At 63.0% G+C, this 15342-nt stretch carries 13 protein-coding genes and 1 riboswitch; of the genes, 9 read left to right on the top strand and 4 right to left on the bottom strand.

Annotated features, from left to right (window positions below):
• Positions 1-27: 27 nt before the first annotated feature.
• The 4 genes from gcvPA to G3480_RS14280 form a co-directional block, all read right to left on the bottom strand.
• Positions 28-1407 carry an aminomethyl-transferring glycine dehydrogenase subunit GcvPA gene (gene gcvPA / locus G3480_RS14295; protein WP_164654568.1) on the bottom strand — a complete coding sequence of 460 codons (1380 nt, stop codon included), beginning with the start codon at positions 1405-1407 and terminating at the stop codon, positions 28-30.
• Positions 1408-1472: 65 nt separating this feature from the next.
• The gene (gcvH, locus tag G3480_RS14290; protein ID WP_164654567.1) at positions 1473-1868 is read right to left on the bottom strand and encodes a glycine cleavage system protein GcvH; all 396 of its coding nucleotides are present in this window, start codon (positions 1866-1868) and stop codon (positions 1473-1475) included.
• Between the two features lie 152 nt (positions 1869-2020).
• Positions 2021-3112 (bottom strand): glycine cleavage system aminomethyltransferase GcvT, encoded by a 1092-nt coding sequence (gene gcvT / locus G3480_RS14285; RefSeq protein ID WP_164654566.1) that lies wholly within the window; start codon positions 3110-3112, stop codon positions 2021-2023.
• A 217-nt stretch (positions 3113-3329) separates the two neighbouring features.
• A riboswitch (glycine riboswitch) is annotated at positions 3330-3419 on the bottom strand.
• A gap of 401 nt (positions 3420-3820) precedes the next feature.
• Positions 3821-4378 (bottom strand): zinc ribbon-containing protein, encoded by a 558-nt coding sequence (locus tag G3480_RS14280; RefSeq protein WP_164654565.1) that lies wholly within the window; start codon positions 4376-4378, stop codon positions 3821-3823.
• A 373-nt stretch (positions 4379-4751) separates the two neighbouring features.
• Here G3480_RS14280 and leuS point away from each other — a divergent pair, with 373 nt between their 5' ends.
• The 9 genes from leuS to G3480_RS14240 all read left to right on the top strand — a co-directional run bounded on the left by leuS (position 4752) and on the right by G3480_RS14240 (position 14654).
• Complete coding sequence (leuS, locus tag G3480_RS14275) at positions 4752-7427, top strand: leucine--tRNA ligase (RefSeq protein ID WP_164654564.1); 2676 nt, start codon at positions 4752-4754, stop codon at positions 7425-7427.
• A gap of 139 nt (positions 7428-7566) precedes the next feature.
• On the top strand, positions 7567-8151 hold the full coding sequence (locus G3480_RS14270; RefSeq protein WP_338114141.1) for an LPS-assembly lipoprotein LptE: 585 nt from the start codon (positions 7567-7569) through the stop codon (positions 8149-8151).
• 45 nt (positions 8152-8196) lie between these two features.
• Entirely contained in the window at positions 8197-9240 is a 1044-nt protein-coding gene (holA, locus tag G3480_RS14265; RefSeq protein ID WP_164654563.1) for a DNA polymerase III subunit delta, read from the top strand.
• Between the two features lie 260 nt (positions 9241-9500).
• Positions 9501-10775, top strand: a complete 1275-nt coding sequence (locus G3480_RS14260) for a glutamate-5-semialdehyde dehydrogenase (RefSeq protein WP_164654562.1) — start codon at positions 9501-9503, stop codon at positions 10773-10775.
• A 162-nt stretch (positions 10776-10937) separates the two neighbouring features.
• The gene (locus G3480_RS14255) at positions 10938-12395 is read left to right on the top strand and encodes an NAD(P)/FAD-dependent oxidoreductase (RefSeq protein ID WP_164654561.1); all 1458 of its coding nucleotides are present in this window, start codon (positions 10938-10940) and stop codon (positions 12393-12395) included.
• A 38-nt stretch (positions 12396-12433) separates the two neighbouring features.
• Entirely contained in the window at positions 12434-12592 is a 159-nt protein-coding gene (locus tag G3480_RS27660) for a hypothetical protein (RefSeq protein ID WP_167752470.1), read from the top strand.
• Positions 12593-12988: 396 nt separating this feature from the next.
• Positions 12989-13657 (top strand): nicotinate-nucleotide adenylyltransferase, encoded by a 669-nt coding sequence (gene nadD, locus G3480_RS14250; protein WP_164654560.1) that lies wholly within the window; start codon positions 12989-12991, stop codon positions 13655-13657.
• Between the two features lie 101 nt (positions 13658-13758).
• Positions 13759-14115, top strand: a complete 357-nt coding sequence (gene rsfS, locus G3480_RS14245) for a ribosome silencing factor (protein WP_164654559.1) — start codon at positions 13759-13761, stop codon at positions 14113-14115.
• A gap of 17 nt (positions 14116-14132) precedes the next feature.
• On the top strand, positions 14133-14654 hold the full coding sequence (locus G3480_RS14240; protein WP_164654584.1) for a dihydrofolate reductase: 522 nt from the start codon (positions 14133-14135) through the stop codon (positions 14652-14654).
• Positions 14655-15342: the final 688 nt, after the last annotated feature.

The following is a 15342-nucleotide window of genomic DNA, read 5'->3' as shown; positions in this document are numbered from 1 at the left end:
TGGTGAAGGGGCCTGCATTTTGCGTCTTTACGCGGCTCGATCAACGGTTGCGACGATGCGGGCGAGCTTGTCCCGGTAGCCCTGCATCTCCTCTTCGGTGCGCATCTCCGTGGCGCAGACTAGGATGGCGGATCCCAGCTCGGGGTAATCCGCGGCGAGGTCGAAGCCGCCCAGGAGATTCTCTGCCGCGAGCGCGCCTAGCAGGTTGGCCGCGGGCGTCGGCAGTCGCAGTGCCTGCTCGTGGAAGATCGGGCTCGAGAACAGCGGCTCGACTCCAGGGATCGCGCAGAGCATCTCGCTCAGCGCGCGCGTGTTGTTGTGGCAGGCGGCGGCGACCCGCTCCAGCCCCGCCGCACCCAGGAGTGCCATGTGGATGGTTGCTGCCGTCACGAGCAATCCCTGGTTGGTGCAAATGTTGGATGTCGCCTTGCCGCGCCGAATATGCTGCTCGCGTGCCTGCAGTGTGAGCGTGAACCCGGGTTTTCCGTCTAGATCGACGGTGCGTCCGGCGATGCGCCCAGGGAGCTGTCTGACCAGCGCCATCTTACAGCAGAGGAATCCGGCATAGGGTCCACCCGAGGACAGCGGCATCCCGAGCGGCTGGGCCTCGCCGCAGGCGATGTCCGCCCCCGTGTCACCCCATTCCCCAGGCGGCGACAAGAGCGCGAGGGCGACGGGGTTGACCACGGCGAGGGCGAGCGCGTTGCGCGCATGGGCCCAATCGGTCAGGGCGTCGACGTCTTCCAAGACGCCGAAAAAGTTGGGCTGATTGATGACGACCGCAGCAAGCTCAGCGTTACCAGCCGCGGCCTCGAGCTGTGCGGGATGGGTCTGCCCGGTCTCGGGATCGAAGGGCGCTTCGATCAGCTCGATCCCCTGGGGCTCGACGATGCTCCGCACCGCACGCCGGTAAGCGGGATGCAGGGTGCGCGGCAGCAGCACCTTGGTCGACTTGACCTTGCGGTTGGCGCGCACGGCCATGAGGATCGCCTCCGCCAGTGCGGAGGCCCCGTCGTATAGCGAGGCGTTCGAGGCGTCCAGCCCGGTCAGCGCCGTCATCATCGATTGGAATTCGTAGAGCAGCTGCAGGGTGCCCTGACTGGCCTCGGCCTGGTACGGGGTGTAGGCGCTGTAGAATTCGCCGCGGGTCGCGATCTGCCAGACGGCTGCAGGAACGTGGTGGTCATAGGCGCCGGCGCCGATGAAGCAGAGCGGCTGCCCATCGGTGTTGGCGCGCTTGTGCATCAGGCGGGTGACGTCCATTTCCGACATGCCGGCGGGAATGGCGTCCAGCTCTCCGATGCGCAATGCCTCGGGGATCTCGTCGAAGAGTGCGTCGATGGAAGGCGCACCGATCGCGGCCAGCATCGCGGCGATGTCGTCTTGGGTGTGGGGTACGAAAGGCATAAATCGATTTCCGGGGTCCGCGGGGCGCGGACCCTCGCGTTGTGTTCAGCCGGTCTGCGGGGAGGTCAGTCTTCCTCGTCCTCGACGGCCTGCTCGTAGGTGGCGGCGTCCAGCAGCGTGGTGAAGGCGGCGGGGTCCGCCGGGACGATCCGGAAGATCCAGCCGTCTTCGTAGGGACTGGTGTTGATGGTCTCGGGTGCGTCTGCGAGGACCGCGTTCGCTTCCACGACTTCTCCGGCGAGAGGCGCGTAGATATCCGAGGCCGCCTTGACCGACTCGACCACGGCGCAGGCCTCGTCGGCCTCGAGCGTGCGTCCGGCCTCCGGGGCCTCGACGAAGACGATGTCGCCCAGGGCTTCCTGCGCATGGTCGCTGATACCGACGGTCAGGGTGCCGTCGCCATTGTCTTTGACCCACTCGTGGGTCTTGGTATATCTCAGATCAGCAGGCACTTCGCTCATGATGATTCCTCCATCTCGATCCCTTCGGATCTTTGGCTGTTTCGATGCGGCTCGGCTTGGCTGTATCGCTGCGACCGGCGCCGCCAGGATTGTAAGTCAGCGTACCGCTCTCAGCGCGACTCGGCAGCTTGGTCTCAGGGTAGCTTTTGGCCTCAGAGTGCGACGCGTGCCTTGCCGTGTCGCACGAAGGGCGGCTGGACGACGCGCGCAGCGACGGCCTTGCCGCGAATCTCGACGTCGCAGTGGTCCCCGATTCCTGGCTCGACGCGCGCCAAAGCGATCGACCGCTCCAGGGTCGGCGAGAACCCGCCCGATGTGATCTCACCCACCTCTCGCCCCTCTGACAGGACCTTTTGATGGTTGCGGATGATGCCGCGGCCGGCAAGGATTAGACCGATGAAACTGCGCCGATCGGCTGAGTCGCGCAGGCGCGTCAGGGCGTCGCGCCCGATGAAATCGCGCTCGGCCGGCTCCCAGGCGAGGGTCCAGCCGAGACCGGATTCGAGCGGGCCGATGGCTTCGTCCATGTCCTGGCCGTAGAGGTTCATGCCCGCTTCAAGGCGCAGGGTATCGCGCGCGCCGAGACCGCAGGGCTGGACTCCGGCGTCAAGGAGCGAACGCCAGAGCGGGGCTGCGGCCTCGGCGGGCAGCATGATCTCGAAGCCGTCCTCGCCCGTATAGCCGGTGCGGCCGACGAACCAGTCTGCGGCCTCGGTGGCGAAAAAGGGCTTGAGCTGGGCGGCCGGGGCGCGCAGATCGGCGGGCAAGCCGGCCATGGCCTTGTCACGCGCCTCTGGGCCCTGCACGGCGATCATGGCGAGATCGGAGCGGCGGTCGATCTGTACCGCGAAGCCATCGGCGTGGCGCTGCATCCAGGCGATATCCTTATCTGCGGTCGCGGCATTGACGACGGCGCGGTAGCGACCTGGCTCACGCGCATAGACGATGAGGTCGTCGACCACGCCGCCAGCCTGGTTGAGCATGCAGCTATAGAGCGCCTTGCCGGGCTCCTTCAGCTTGGCGACGTCGTTGGCGAGCAGATGGCGCAGGAAAGACGTGGCGTCCGCTCCCTGGATGTCGACGGGCTGCATGTGGGAGACGTCGAACATGCCGGCGGCGCGGCGCACGGCATGGTGCTCGTCGAGCTGGGAGCCGTAGTGAAGCGGCATGTCCCAGCCACCGAAGGGCACGATGCGGGCGCCGAGACGCTCATGCTCTGAATATAGGGGGGTTCGCAATCCCATCCGACTCTCCGTTGGATCTGGTCTTGGGTGGACCTGAGCAAGCTGCACCGACTGTTTGGCCAGGGCAGCAAGACAACAGCCGAAGCCAATGGCTTCGTGCTGTCGCCCCTCTGTCCTAGACCTGAGAGTTTGTAGGCGAGGCCGCTTGGCCACGCGTACTGCCCCGTCGGTGGGTAGCGACCCAATGGTTTGGCGCTACCGCTCTCCAGAGTCGGTCGTTATTCCTGCGGTCCCTTTGCCTGAGCGATTCCGGGCGGTGTTGCGCCTTCGGCGCCGGCCTGTGGCCGGTCTCTCCCGCAGGACATGACGCGAGGCTGGAACTATAAGGGCCGCGCAGGGCGATTGCCAGTCGGATCTCTGGGCGATGCTTGGTTGTTTGCCGCATCGCGCCGACGCAGCCGCCTGGTCAAATGCCTGCGAGCATTCGCCCGGCACCTGATGGAAGAAGGCGCTTTCCCGCTTGCTCCGGCTTTCAGTCTTGGGGGTGCCTGGAAAGGGCAGGGCACCCCGGCGAGGCAGCAAACGCCTGAGACGCGGCGGCTTCCTAGGAGCCTGTCCGACTTAGGGGGATCGAAGCGAGGAAGTGGGAGAGCGAGGCCATTTCGTTCCGGTTTTGAGGCGCATAGTGGTTCTATGTAACGAAAAAGCGGGGCGAAAGGGACCGTTCTCCCGATTCCGCAGCCGATTCATCCTAAGTCGGACAGGCTCCTAGTTCGACTTGGCATCCTCGTCGCGGCGTCTGCGGAAGCTGCTGCCGCCGCAATCCGCGCAAGGCGGGATGCGACCGGCCTTGACGAAGTGTGTCTCGGCGCCGCAGCGGTCGCAGACGAGGGTGCCCGGGCCCGTGATCTCGCCGGCCTGATAGAGGCTCATCTGGCGTGCCGTCTCGGCCCACTGGGCGAGCTGAAGGCTGGTCTGGTCCGCGACGCGGGTGAAGGCGTCCATCATGCGCTGCTCGACCAGTTGGAGATCGAAGCGCCACCAGTCGCGCAGCTCCTGGCCGGTGTCGGCGATGTAGTTGGCCGCGTCCTCGATGTCACGCTTGATGAACTCGGAGACCTTGTCGGCCTCCTCGCGTGTCAGCTCCCCCAGCTCGACCATATTGTCACGGGCCGTCTCCAGCATCTCGCGAAACTTAGGCACGGATTCCTTCTGTGCCGTCTCGATGGTCTCATGCGTTTGCTTGAGCATCTGCTCGTAGGCCTGCACGAGCTTGTCGGTCGGGTCTTTCCTGTCGGTTGAGTCTTTCTTGCTTTCTTCGCTCATTGCGTACCTCGGGCCAGCGCCCTCAACTGATTGAGCCAAGCCGCAGTGGTGTGGATGCGGTTGCCTATGGGATGCGGTTGCCTATGGATCGGCGAGCACCTTGGGGGACCTTGAATCGAGATCGTCCCGACCTTCAATCCGCTTGTGGCTCGAAGACGCGGTGGCCGACCCGCGCCAATCTGAAGCACTCCGGCCGTCAGCAAACGGTGGGGCCTGCTCGTCCTGCCCCTGAGGCGCGATGCGTCAGCGTCTTCCCATGGCCGGATAGTGCCACCTCCGCATGAGTGCTGGCTAGCGGTCGCGGAGTCTTGGCGCTCTGCGCTATCCTAATAGGGATTAGTTTCAATCCCTTTCGACTTAAGACCAAAACTCCATGCAGACCGACTATGATCCGCGCGCCGTCGAGGCGGCGGCCCAGCGCTATTGGGAAGACAACCAATCCTTCAAGGCCGTCGAGGACGCCTCGCGGGAGAAGTTCTACTGCCTGTCGATGTTTCCCTATCCCTCTGGTCGGCTGCACATGGGGCATGTGCGCAACTACACCATTGGGGACGTGATCGCGCGCCATCAGCGGATGCTCGGCAAGAATGTGCTTCAGCCCATGGGCTGGGACGCCTTTGGTCTGCCGGCGGAGAACGCTGCCATCCAGCACGGTATCCCGCCGTCGCAATGGACCAAGTCCAACGTCGCCTACATGAAGGGCCAGCTCAAGCAGTTGGGCTTCGGCTACGACTGGGACCGTGAGCTGGCGACCTGCGACCCGGACTACTACCGCTGGGAGCAATGGCTCTTCACCCGCCTGATGGCCAAGGGGCTGGCCTACCGTTCGAGGGCCACGGTCAACTGGGATCCGGTCGACCAGACGGTGCTGGCGAACGAGCAGGTCATCGATGGCAAGGGCTGGCGCTCCGGCGCGGCCGTCGAGAAGCGCGAGATCGAGCAGTGGTTCGTGCGCATCACCGACTATGCGCAGGAGCTGCTGGATGCGCTCGATGGTCTGGATGGCTGGCCGGAGCGCGTGCGCACCATGCAGCGCAACTGGATCGGGCGCTCCGAGGGCGTCCACATGGACTTCGGCATCCAGGGCTCCGACGAGGTTTTGGGGATCTACACAACGCGCCCCGACACCGTCATGGGCGTGACCTATGTCGCCGTCGCCGCCGAGCACCCGCTGGCGCATCGCGCTGCCGAGAACAATTCCGAGCTGACAGCCTTCATCGAGGAGTGCCGCCAGGGCGGGACCTCCGAGGCCGAGATCGAGACCATGGAGAAGAAGGGGCATCGGCTCGGCATCGATGCCATTCATCCGATTACGGGCGAGCCCGTGCCCATCTTCGCCGCCAACTTCGTGCTCATGGGCTATGGCACGGGTGCGGTCATGGCCGTGCCCGCGCACGACCATCGAGATTTTGATTTCGCCAAGAAGTACAACATACCGATTAAGCCGGTCATCGTCCCGCCTGAATGGCAGGGAAGACAGATCTACAAGCTCATTGTCAGCAACGACGCTATAGGTGATCGTCCAATCGCAGGCGAATCACCGGCTCTGGGTGTGAGCGGCGAGCCTGCGTTGGATCCGCTTCAATTTGACAAATGGGATGAACGGTTCGAACAGCGGGGAGTGCTTTTCGATTCGGGCCCTTTCGATGGTCTGGACTTCGATCAGGCGCTCGACGCCATCGCCAACTGGCTGTCGGAGCGCGGCAAGGGCTCCAAGACCGTCAACTTCCGTCTACGCGACTGGGGCGTCTCGCGTCAACGCTACTGGGGCTGCCCGCTGCCTGTCGTGCAGACCGCCGACGGCGATGTCAGGGCCGAGACCCATCTGCCGGTGCGACTGCCGGATGACGTTGTGGTCGACGGTTCGGGCTCGCCGCTGAAGCGCATGCCGGCGTTTTTCGAGCTGCCGAATGGCGAGGCGCGCGAGACGGATACGTTCGATACCTTCTTCGAGTCGAGCTGGTACTACGCCCGCTATTGCTCGGCCGACTGCGACACCGCCATGCTCGACGAGCGGGCCAAGTACTGGCTGCCGGTCGATCAGTATGTCGGCGGCATCGAGCACGCCGTGCTGCATCTGCTCTATGCCCGCTTCTTCCACAAGCTGATGCGCGATGAGGGTCTGGTCGACTGCGACGAGCCCTTCGCCCGGCTGCTGACCCAGGGCATGGTGATCGCCGAGACTTGGTATCGCGATGAGGCGGATGGCCGCAAGCAGTGGTTCAATCCCGCCGACGTCGAGGTGCAGCGCGACGAGAAGGGGAAAATCATTGGTGCGACGCTCAAGGCGGATGGCCAGCCGGTGTACTTCGGTGGCATCGAGAAGATGTCCAAGTCGAAGAACAATGGCGTCGATCCGCAGACCTTGACCGAGCGTTATGGCGCCGATACGGTGCGGCTCTACACCATGTTCACCTCGCCGCCAGATCAGTCGCTCGAGTGGAATGACGAGGGCGTCGAGGGTGCCTTCCGCTTCATCAAGCGACTCTGGGCCTTGGCTGTCGGTGAGGCCGAGCTGATGCGCGCCGCGGGCGACCCTGTCGATCTGGACGAGTCCGCCCAAGCGGCGCGTCGTGAGATCCATGGCGCGCTCAAGAAGGCCCTGTTCGACTATGAGCGCCAGCAGTTCAACACCGTGGTCTCCGCCTGCATGAGTATGGTCAACGTGCTCTACAAGCTGGAGGATTCCCCCGCGCGCGCTCCGCTGCTGCGTGAAGGCGTGAGCATCGTGCTGCGCTTGCTCGCGCCCATTGCGCCGCACGTGACCCACCATCTCTGGCTGGAGCTTGGGCTGGGCGAGGACATCCTGCAGTCCTCCTGGCCGCAGGTCGATGCCTCCGCGCTCAAGCAGGACAATCTCGAGTACGTGGTGCAGGTCAACGGCAAGGTGCGAGGCAGCGTCAAGGTGCCTGTCGATGCCGATAAGGACGCCGTGCAGGCCGCCGCGCTGGCCAACGAGCAGATCAGCAAGTTCGTCGGCGATGGCACTATTCGCAAGGTCATTTTGGTGCCGAAGAAGCTGCTGAACATCGTCGTTTCAGCTGCTTGAGCGAGATGCGCAGCGCAATGCGCATGCGCCAAGCTCGGCCGCTTGCGAAGGCTGCTAGCGCGGTGGTCGGACGGCGATGGAGCCGTGGCTGCACGCCGTTTGCGGCCTTTGACGCTAGTGAGATATCTGGAGGGGGCCGGTGAGTCCTTGTTTCTCTGATGCCCCTGTCTGGACGCCGGGACTCCCGCTCTCGGGCCATTTCACGCGCCGCGAGGCTTGGCTCAGCGCGCTGCTTGTCGGGCTGCTCCTGCTCTGCGCCGGCTGCGGCTTCCAGCTGCGGGGGAGCGTCGAGGTTCCGGCGGAATACAATCCGCTCTATGTCCAGAGCGCTAGCGACTCGCTCGTGCGCTTGGCGATCAAGGACTTGCTGGTTGGTAGCAAGGTGCGGCTGACCGAGGACCGAAGCGAAGCTAGGCTGATCCTGCGAATCCTCTCCGAGCAGCGCTCATCGCGCGTCGCGGCGGTGGACGCGAACGGCAAGACCCTGGCGTACGAACTCCATTACGTCGTCCGTTTCGATGCCTTGGACGCGAGCGGTCAGCAACGCGTGCCGCCACAGACCATGGATCTCTTGCGCAATTTCGATAACGCAGACGTCGAGGTCCTCGGGAAGCAGCTCGAGGAAGAGATGATCTACGAGGACTTCGCAACGGATGCGGCCGATCGCATTCTCATGCGTCTGCGCGCGGTCTTGGTCCCGGTCGGGGGCGATGGTGGTCAGTAAGCCTTTATCCTGGTCGACTCAAGGGCTCCACTGAGGTCTCTATCGATGCAAGTGCGCTTCAATCAGCTTTCCGGCCACCTCAAGTCCGGTGTTGCGCCCCTCTACTTGCTTTGTGGGGACGAGCCCTTCCAGTTCGGGGAGGCCGCCCGTCTGATTCGTGAGAAGGGGAAGCGCGAGGGTTTCGACGAGCGTGAGGTGCTCGATGCCGAGGCCAACTTCGACTGGGGCTTGCTAACGGCCGCCGCCGAGTCGATGTCGTTGTTTTCGGAGCGCAAGCTGATCGAGCTACGCATCGGCAATGGGAAGATCGGCAAGGAGGGCAGCGAGGCCATTTGTGAGTATTGCGAGCGCCCTTGCTCCGACAACCTCTTGATGATTCTCGCGCCGGGGCTCGAGCGCAAGGACCTCACCACCAAGTGGGCCAAGCGTGTCGAGGCCGTCGGCGCGCTGCTTCAAGTGTGGCCGCTCAGGGAGCGGGAGCTAACAGCCTGGCTCGACCAGCGGCTCAAGGCGGCTGGCTTTGCGCCCGAGTCGGGTGTTGCGGCCATGCTCGCCGAGCGGGCGGAGGGTAATCTCCTCGCCGGCGTGCAAGAGGTCGAGAAGCTCAGGCTGCTGCATGAGCCCGGCCCGCTGCGGCTTGATGATCTCTTGGGTAATTTGGCCGATAGTGCTCGTTTCGATCTCTTCGCCTTGACCGATGCGGCGGTCTGCGGTGATCGCGCCCGCGCGCACCGCGTGCTCTCCGTCCTTCGCGGTGAGGGCACGGCAGACGTCTTGGTCCTCTGGGTCCTTGCGCGCGAGATTCGAATGTTGGCGGATGCCGCTGGTGCGGCTGCGCGCCGGGCCTCGCTGAGTCAGGTCTTCGCCAGCCACAGGGTTCCCAAGATGCGACAACAGGGCATCGAGACGGCGCTGCGCCGACTGCCTTTGAGCACTTTGCGGCGGCTGCTTCAGCAGTGCGCCGAGGTCGATCTGACCATCAAGGGTCTGTCTCGCCAAGATCCGTGGCACCAATTGGCCGTGATTGCGGATTGCCTGTGCACGGGTGCGCCGCCTCCGCCAGCCCGGAGAGGCGCGGCGGCAGGCTAGTGAGCTTGGCGCAGTCCGCCATTTCCGGAGCGGGATTCACTGGACTTGGCGCTCGCTTGTCCACCGGTGATTTCGACGATCGACGCCGGGTGTGGCGCTTTCGGTCTGTTCGTCGAGCAGAGGCGTCCGTGCTGCATGCGACCTCGGCCTTGTTGGGCGAAGAGATGATCGAGGCCGTGGATTGCTTCGCGGGGCTTGCGCCTCGGTGATTCGAGCGTTTTTTCAGATTGGCAGGTTTCTCAGATTGACAGGTTCTTCAGATGAGTGACAACAAGATCACTGATGTCGCCGCCTACATGGCGGATCTTGGACGACAGGCGCGCGCGGCCTCACGTCGCCTTGCGCGGGCTAGCACGGGCGAGAAGAACGCCGCCTTGCTGAAGATCGCGGAGTTCTTGGATGCGGGCCGGTCGCAGCTGGCCGAGGCCAATGCGCGCGACCTCGAAGCTGGCGTGGCCAAGGGACTCGATGCGGCGTTGCTGGATCGGTTGGAACTCACCCCCGGGCGGATCGATGCCATGATCGAGGGTCTGCGTCAGATCGCGGCGCTGCCAGACCCGGTCGGTGCGATCTTCGATCTCAACGCCCGGCCTTCGGGGATCCAGGTCGGGCGCATGCGGGTGCCTCTGGGTGTGGTTGGCATCATCTACGAATCGCGTCCCAATGTGACGGCGGATGCCGCTGCGCTCTGTCTGAAATCAGGAAACGCGACCCTGCTCCGTGGCGGGTCCGAGGCCCTCGCCTCGAACCAGGCGATCGCGTCCTGCATTCAGCGTGGTCTGGTCGAGGCTGGACTGCCCGCCGAAGCCGTCCAGGTGGTCGCGACGACGGACCGTGCCGCGGTCGGTGCCATGATCACCATGCCGGAGTCGATCGACGTCATCATCCCGCGCGGGGGCAAGGGCCTGATCGAGCGGATCAGTCGCGACGCGCGTGTGCCGGTCATCAAGCACCTGGATGGCATCTGTCATGTCTACATCGACGCCGATGCAGACCTCGAAAAGGCCTTCCAGGTTGCGCTCAACGCCAAGACGCAGCGCTACGGGACCTGCAACACCATGGAGACGCTGTTGGTGGATGCGGCTGTGGCCGAGAAGATCCTGCCCAGGTTGGCAGCGGCCTATGCGGAGAAGGGCGTCGAGCTGCGCGGTTGTCCACGCACTTGCGGGCTCTTGCCGGAGGCCGTCCCGGCGACCGCTGAGGACTGGGACACGGAATACCTCGCGCCGATTCTCTCGGTCCGGATCGTCGAGGGTCTGGACGAGGCCATGGACCACATCGCCGCCCACAGCTCTGGTCACACCGAATCCATTGTCACCGAGAGCTACACGCGCGCCCGGCGCTTCCTGCGAGAGGTGGATTCGAGTTCCGTCATGGTCAACGCGTCCACCCGTTTCGCGGATGGATTCGAGTATGGGCTGGGCGCTGAGATCGGGATCAGCACCGACAAGTTCCACGCCCGTGGTCCAGTGGGGCTCGAGGGTCTGACATCCGTCAAGTTCGTTGTGCTGGGGGATGGCGAGATCAGAACCTGAGTCTGGTTGTGCGCTCTAATACAAGGCACACTCGAGGGTGGTTGGTCCTCGACAATTGTCAGTCCCCCTGTTAAGAATGATCGACTGCAGGGATTCAATCCGAGGTCGGGCTGGATCCTCGTTGGTGTGTATCTAAAGCTCAATCCAATATGGAGTTTTTGTATGGCACGAGTCGTCATTCTTGGCGCAGGCATTTCCGGCCACACCGTGGCCAGGTACCTGGGCAAATGGATCGGAAAAAAACACGAGGTGATCGTCGTCTCGCCCAACGCCAAATGGAACTGGGTTCCATCCAATATTTGGGTCGGCGTGGGCGAGATGACCGAGTCTCAAGTGACCTTCGAGCTGGCGCCCGTCTACAAGAAGATCAACGTCGCCTTCCATCAGGCGCGGGCGGTCTCGATCAACCCGGAGGGTGGTGCGGACACTGAGAAGCCCTTCGTCACCGTCGAATATACGGACTCCGCGCGTGCCGGGCAGACCGCAAACTTGGAGTACGACTTCCTCGTCAACGCGACCGGGCCGAAGCTCAATTTCGGCGCGACACCAGGTCTCGGGCCAGAGAACGGCTACAGCCAGTCGGTCTGTACGCCGGGGCATGCGCTCGAGGCTAACGAGAAGCTCCAAGCGTGCATCGAGGCGATGAAGCGCGGTGAGCGCAAGACCTTCGTCGTCGGCACTGGACATGGCATGTGCACCTGCCAAGGTGCGGCCTTCGAGTACATCTATAACGTCGATCATGCGGTCCGTGAGGCCGGTGTGCGCGACCTGGCCAGGCTTGTCTGGATCAGCAACGAGTTCGAACTCGGCGACTTCGGCATGGGCGGCGTTCACATCACGCGTGGCGGTTATCTGACCAACGGCAAGGTGTTCGCGGAATCGCTCATGGTCGAGCGTGGCATCGAGTGGATTACCCGTGCTCACGTCAGCAAGGTCGAGCCCGGCAAGATTCACTATGAACTCCTGGACGGATCAGAGCACGAGCTGGAGTTCGACTTCTCCATGCTGATCCCGCCTTTTGCCGGCGTTGGACTCAAGGCCTTCAGCAAGGCGGGTGATGACATCACGAGCGAGGTCTTCGCGCCCAACGGCTTCATGAAGGTCGACGCCGACTATAATCCCAAGCCGTTCGAGGATTGGAGCAAGCACGATTGGCCCAAGACCTACCAAACGCCCAAGTATAAGAACATGTTCGCCGTTGGGATCGCGTTCGCACCGCCTCACCCGATCAGCAAGGTGATGAAAAGCCCGAGCGGAACCCAGATCAGTCCCACGCCGCCGCGCACGGGCATGCCTTCGGCGACCATCGGTAAGGCCGTTGCGGAGAGTATTCGCGACATGCTGGCGGGCGCCTCAGCGCCGACCCATACGGCTTCTATGGCGGAGATGGGCGCGGCCTGTGTCGCTTCGACGGGATCGGATATCTTCAAGGGGACTGCTGCGACCATGACGGTCTTCCCCGTGGTGCCGGACTATGAAACCTACCCCGAATATGGTCGCGACATGGATCTGACCTTTGGTGAGATCGGGCTTGCTGGCCATTGGATGAAGTACATTCTTCACCATGTCTTCATCTATCAGGCGAAGCTGCGGCCGGGTTGGTCGATTCTTCCTGATTGATTCGATTCCATATTCAAGACCATAAGAGGAAGAGGACGATGGCAGTCAAAAATAAAGAGCCCTATCAGCAGGCCTACTACCCGCCGGTTCCGACCGGTTTCACCAGATACATGCGTAGATCCATGATCTGGCAGTTCTTTCGCTTCTGGATCATCAACTTCAAGATCCTCAAGCTCCTGCTGAAGTCTCACAACTGACGGACGAGGGCCTTGGGGCGCCTCTGTGGTCCCAAGTGCACAGCCTCTTGCCAGGCCGCATGGACACCGCCATGCGGCCTCGTCTCCTTAGAGTTCAGTGGAATTGTCGCGCCTCCGTCCTGTTGAGCGGCTGTTCGGCCGGCGTCAAAGTGCGGGGACAATTGCGGAGAATTCTGCTACCGTCTCCACTATTGATACCAAAAGGCTTGCCGGACCGGACAAGGAGACTTTGCTCCCAGCACGACTTCCGAGGCTTGAGCGCGAGCGGCTTTCGTTGACGGATGCGCCATGCCACCGCCGCGATGAGCTGATTTCCGTCGAGCGGCCTTCCTTACTGATGCCCTCGCCGCAATCCCGCCTAGTGATCTCTGCGCGGGATGGGTCTCGCTTCGACCGATGATCGGCATCTACGGCGGCACCTTCGATCCCATCCATTTCGGACATCTCCGCCCAGCCTTGGAGGTCCTTCAAGGGCTCGGGCTGGAGCAGGTCAGGTTCGTGCCGCTCAATGTCGCTGTTCATCGCCCGCAGCCGATCGCGTCCGCGCCAATGCGCTTGGCGATGCTGAAGGCGGCGATTCGGGGTCAGCCTGGCTTTGTGGCCGATCCTCGGGAGTTACAGCGGGAAGGCGGGTCTTACACCTACGATACGCTGCTGTCATTGCGCCGGGATCTTGGCTCTAGCTGCCCGCTGTGCCTCATGATCGGTGCCGACGCCTATCATGGCTTCCTTGATTGGTATCGGCCGCTTGAGGTCCTCGAGCTTGCGCATTTGGTGGTGATGCGTCGTCCTGGACATGATGCGGCGACTGGCCCCGCGCTGCGCAAGCTCTATCTGGAGCGGGGTAGCGACGGCCCAGTGGAGCTTGAGTCCGCCCCCGGCGGTCGGATTCTGTTTCAACAAGTCTCGCAATTGGAGATCTCATCGACCCGTATTCGGGATCTCGTGACCCGCGGACTCAGCCCTCACTATCTCTTGCCCGAGGCCGTGTGGGAGTTGATGGCTCGTGAAGGGCTCTATGGCCCCGTGGTGAGCGGCGCGTCAAGCACGGTTGGCGGGTCTTGATCTGTCGTTCCAGATTGATACGGCAGACTCCGCGTCAAGGCGATCTATGGATGCGGCCAGTGGCCGTGCCCGTCTAATCTTTCGATGGTAGAGGAGAGCGCATGCAGCTTGAGAAGCTTCGTCAGTTGGTCCTAGACACCCTGGCCGATATGAAGGCCCGTGATGTCGAGGTCATGGACGTTCGGGGGAAAACCGCGGTGACGGATTTCATGATCGTAGCATCCGGAACCTCGGACCGGCACGTGAAGGCGATTGCCGAGACCGTCGCTTTCCGCTCTAAAGAGGCTGGAGAGGTACCGCTCGGCACGGAAGGCTTGGCCGAGGGCGAGTGGGCTCTCGTGGACCTGAACGGCGTGGTCGTGCACGTCATGCTTCCCAAGGTGCGCGACTTCTACAATCTCGAGCGTCTTTGGTCGGCACCCTCCGTCGTGTCGACGCTGGCGTCTCACTCGGCCTGAGCCGCGCCTTCTTGTTGGTGCAGAAGCAGTCTCTCGGGGACGGAGCGCGGCCGAGCTTGTCCGTCGTCGCGGCCATTGCCGACAACGGGGTCATCGGCCGCGCCAATGCGCTGCCGTGGCGGCTGCCGGCGGATCTTGCGCATTTCCGCCAGTTGACGCTGGATAAGTCCATCGTCATGGGGCGTAAGACCTGGGAGTCTCTGCCGGGATTGCTGCCACGACGGCGGCACCTGGTCCTCACACGGGATCCAGGCTTTCGCGCCGAGGGCTGTTTGGTATTGTCCTCGCTCGAGGCGGCAATCGCCGAGGCGGCGGGCGAGGGCGAGCTGATGATTGTGGGCGGGGCATCACTCTACACCGAGGCGATGCCGTTCGCGACCCGCTTCCATCTCACCTTGGTCCACACCCAAGCCGAGGGAGATACCTACTTTCCGGAATGGGATCGCGACGCTTGGCGGGAGGTCAGCCGCGAGCTGCGTCCGAGCGATGACCGCAATGCCTTCGCGATGAGCTTCATCGAGCTGGAGCGGTTGCCTTAGCCGGCTTGTTTTCAACACGATTTCATCGTGATCTTCTAAAATTCGCCGGCCTCCCCTCCGGCGCTGTTGATCCCTGGGTGAGGTTGGACTTGCAACGGTGTTCGACCGCGGAGTGCCATTATGCGGCCGCCGCGCCTTCCGCACTCGGCGTCCGCACCATCCTGTTATGTGAAGCTTCACATAGATCCTGATAGCGGCAACTCCCTTTCGTTTCGCGGGTGACAAGTCACGACCCGTTGCTGACACTGAGCGCCGACTGCTTCGACGGCTGGAATCGACTGGGAACCGGACGCTAGAGCATCGTCGGATCCGCTCCGGATTAGCTAGCAGCATCAAGATCCTACCGAACCCAATGCATCTGATAGCAGGTCAGATTCTCTGCCAATCATTCTGCCGTGGCGCTGACGAGCGCCTGGATCTTAGCGGAGGTGATTGTTTCGACTCGATGATATAATACTTAGTGTGATACAGCGTCGGAGTGCAAGAGCACGTGAGGATCTTCAAGAACGCTTGGAAAGTGTCCATCAATTGTTTCCCGATGCGAGCGATGCCGCCCGAAATCCCCCCTAGCCCCCCTTTGCGAAAGGGGGGAAGTTGTTGATGGACGCTTTCTTGGTTCGAGCGCTTCGCGCGCAAGCAGAAGATCCGGGACGGGATGTTACGTGAAGCCGTCCTGCGAGCGGAGCAG

The organism is Thiorhodococcus mannitoliphagus (assembly GCF_010915725.1).
GTDB classification, from domain to species: Bacteria; Pseudomonadota; Gammaproteobacteria; order Chromatiales; family Chromatiaceae; genus Thiorhodococcus; species Thiorhodococcus mannitoliphagus.
The sequence above is the reverse complement of the archived record's forward strand: the minus strand, read 5'-3'. Positions and strand labels throughout refer to the sequence as shown.

Coding starts and splice junctions, on each gene's coding strand:
- leuS (WP_164654564.1), top strand. CDS start 4,752: ATGCAGACCGACTATGATCCGCGCGCCGTCGAGGCGGCGGCCCAGCGC.
- gcvPA (WP_164654568.1), bottom strand. CDS start 1,407: ATGCCTTTCGTACCCCACACCCAAGACGACATCGCCGCGATGCTGGCC.
- G3480_RS14280 (WP_164654565.1), bottom strand. CDS start 4,378: ATGAGCGAAGAAAGCAAGAAAGACTCAACCGACAGGAAAGACCCGACC.
- holA (WP_164654563.1), top strand. CDS start 8,197: ATGCAAGTGCGCTTCAATCAGCTTTCCGGCCACCTCAAGTCCGGTGTT.
- rsfS (WP_164654559.1), top strand. CDS start 13,759: ATGCAGCTTGAGAAGCTTCGTCAGTTGGTCCTAGACACCCTGGCCGAT.
- G3480_RS14255 (WP_164654561.1), top strand. CDS start 10,938: ATGGCACGAGTCGTCATTCTTGGCGCAGGCATTTCCGGCCACACCGTG.
- G3480_RS27660 (WP_167752470.1), top strand. CDS start 12,434: ATGGCAGTCAAAAATAAAGAGCCCTATCAGCAGGCCTACTACCCGCCG.
- G3480_RS14260 (WP_164654562.1), top strand. CDS start 9,501: ATGAGTGACAACAAGATCACTGATGTCGCCGCCTACATGGCGGATCTT.
- gcvH (WP_164654567.1), bottom strand. CDS start 1,868: ATGAGCGAAGTGCCTGCTGATCTGAGATATACCAAGACCCACGAGTGG.
- gcvT (WP_164654566.1), bottom strand. CDS start 3,112: ATGGGATTGCGAACCCCCCTATATTCAGAGCATGAGCGTCTCGGCGCC.
- nadD (WP_164654560.1), top strand. CDS start 12,989: ATGATCGGCATCTACGGCGGCACCTTCGATCCCATCCATTTCGGACAT.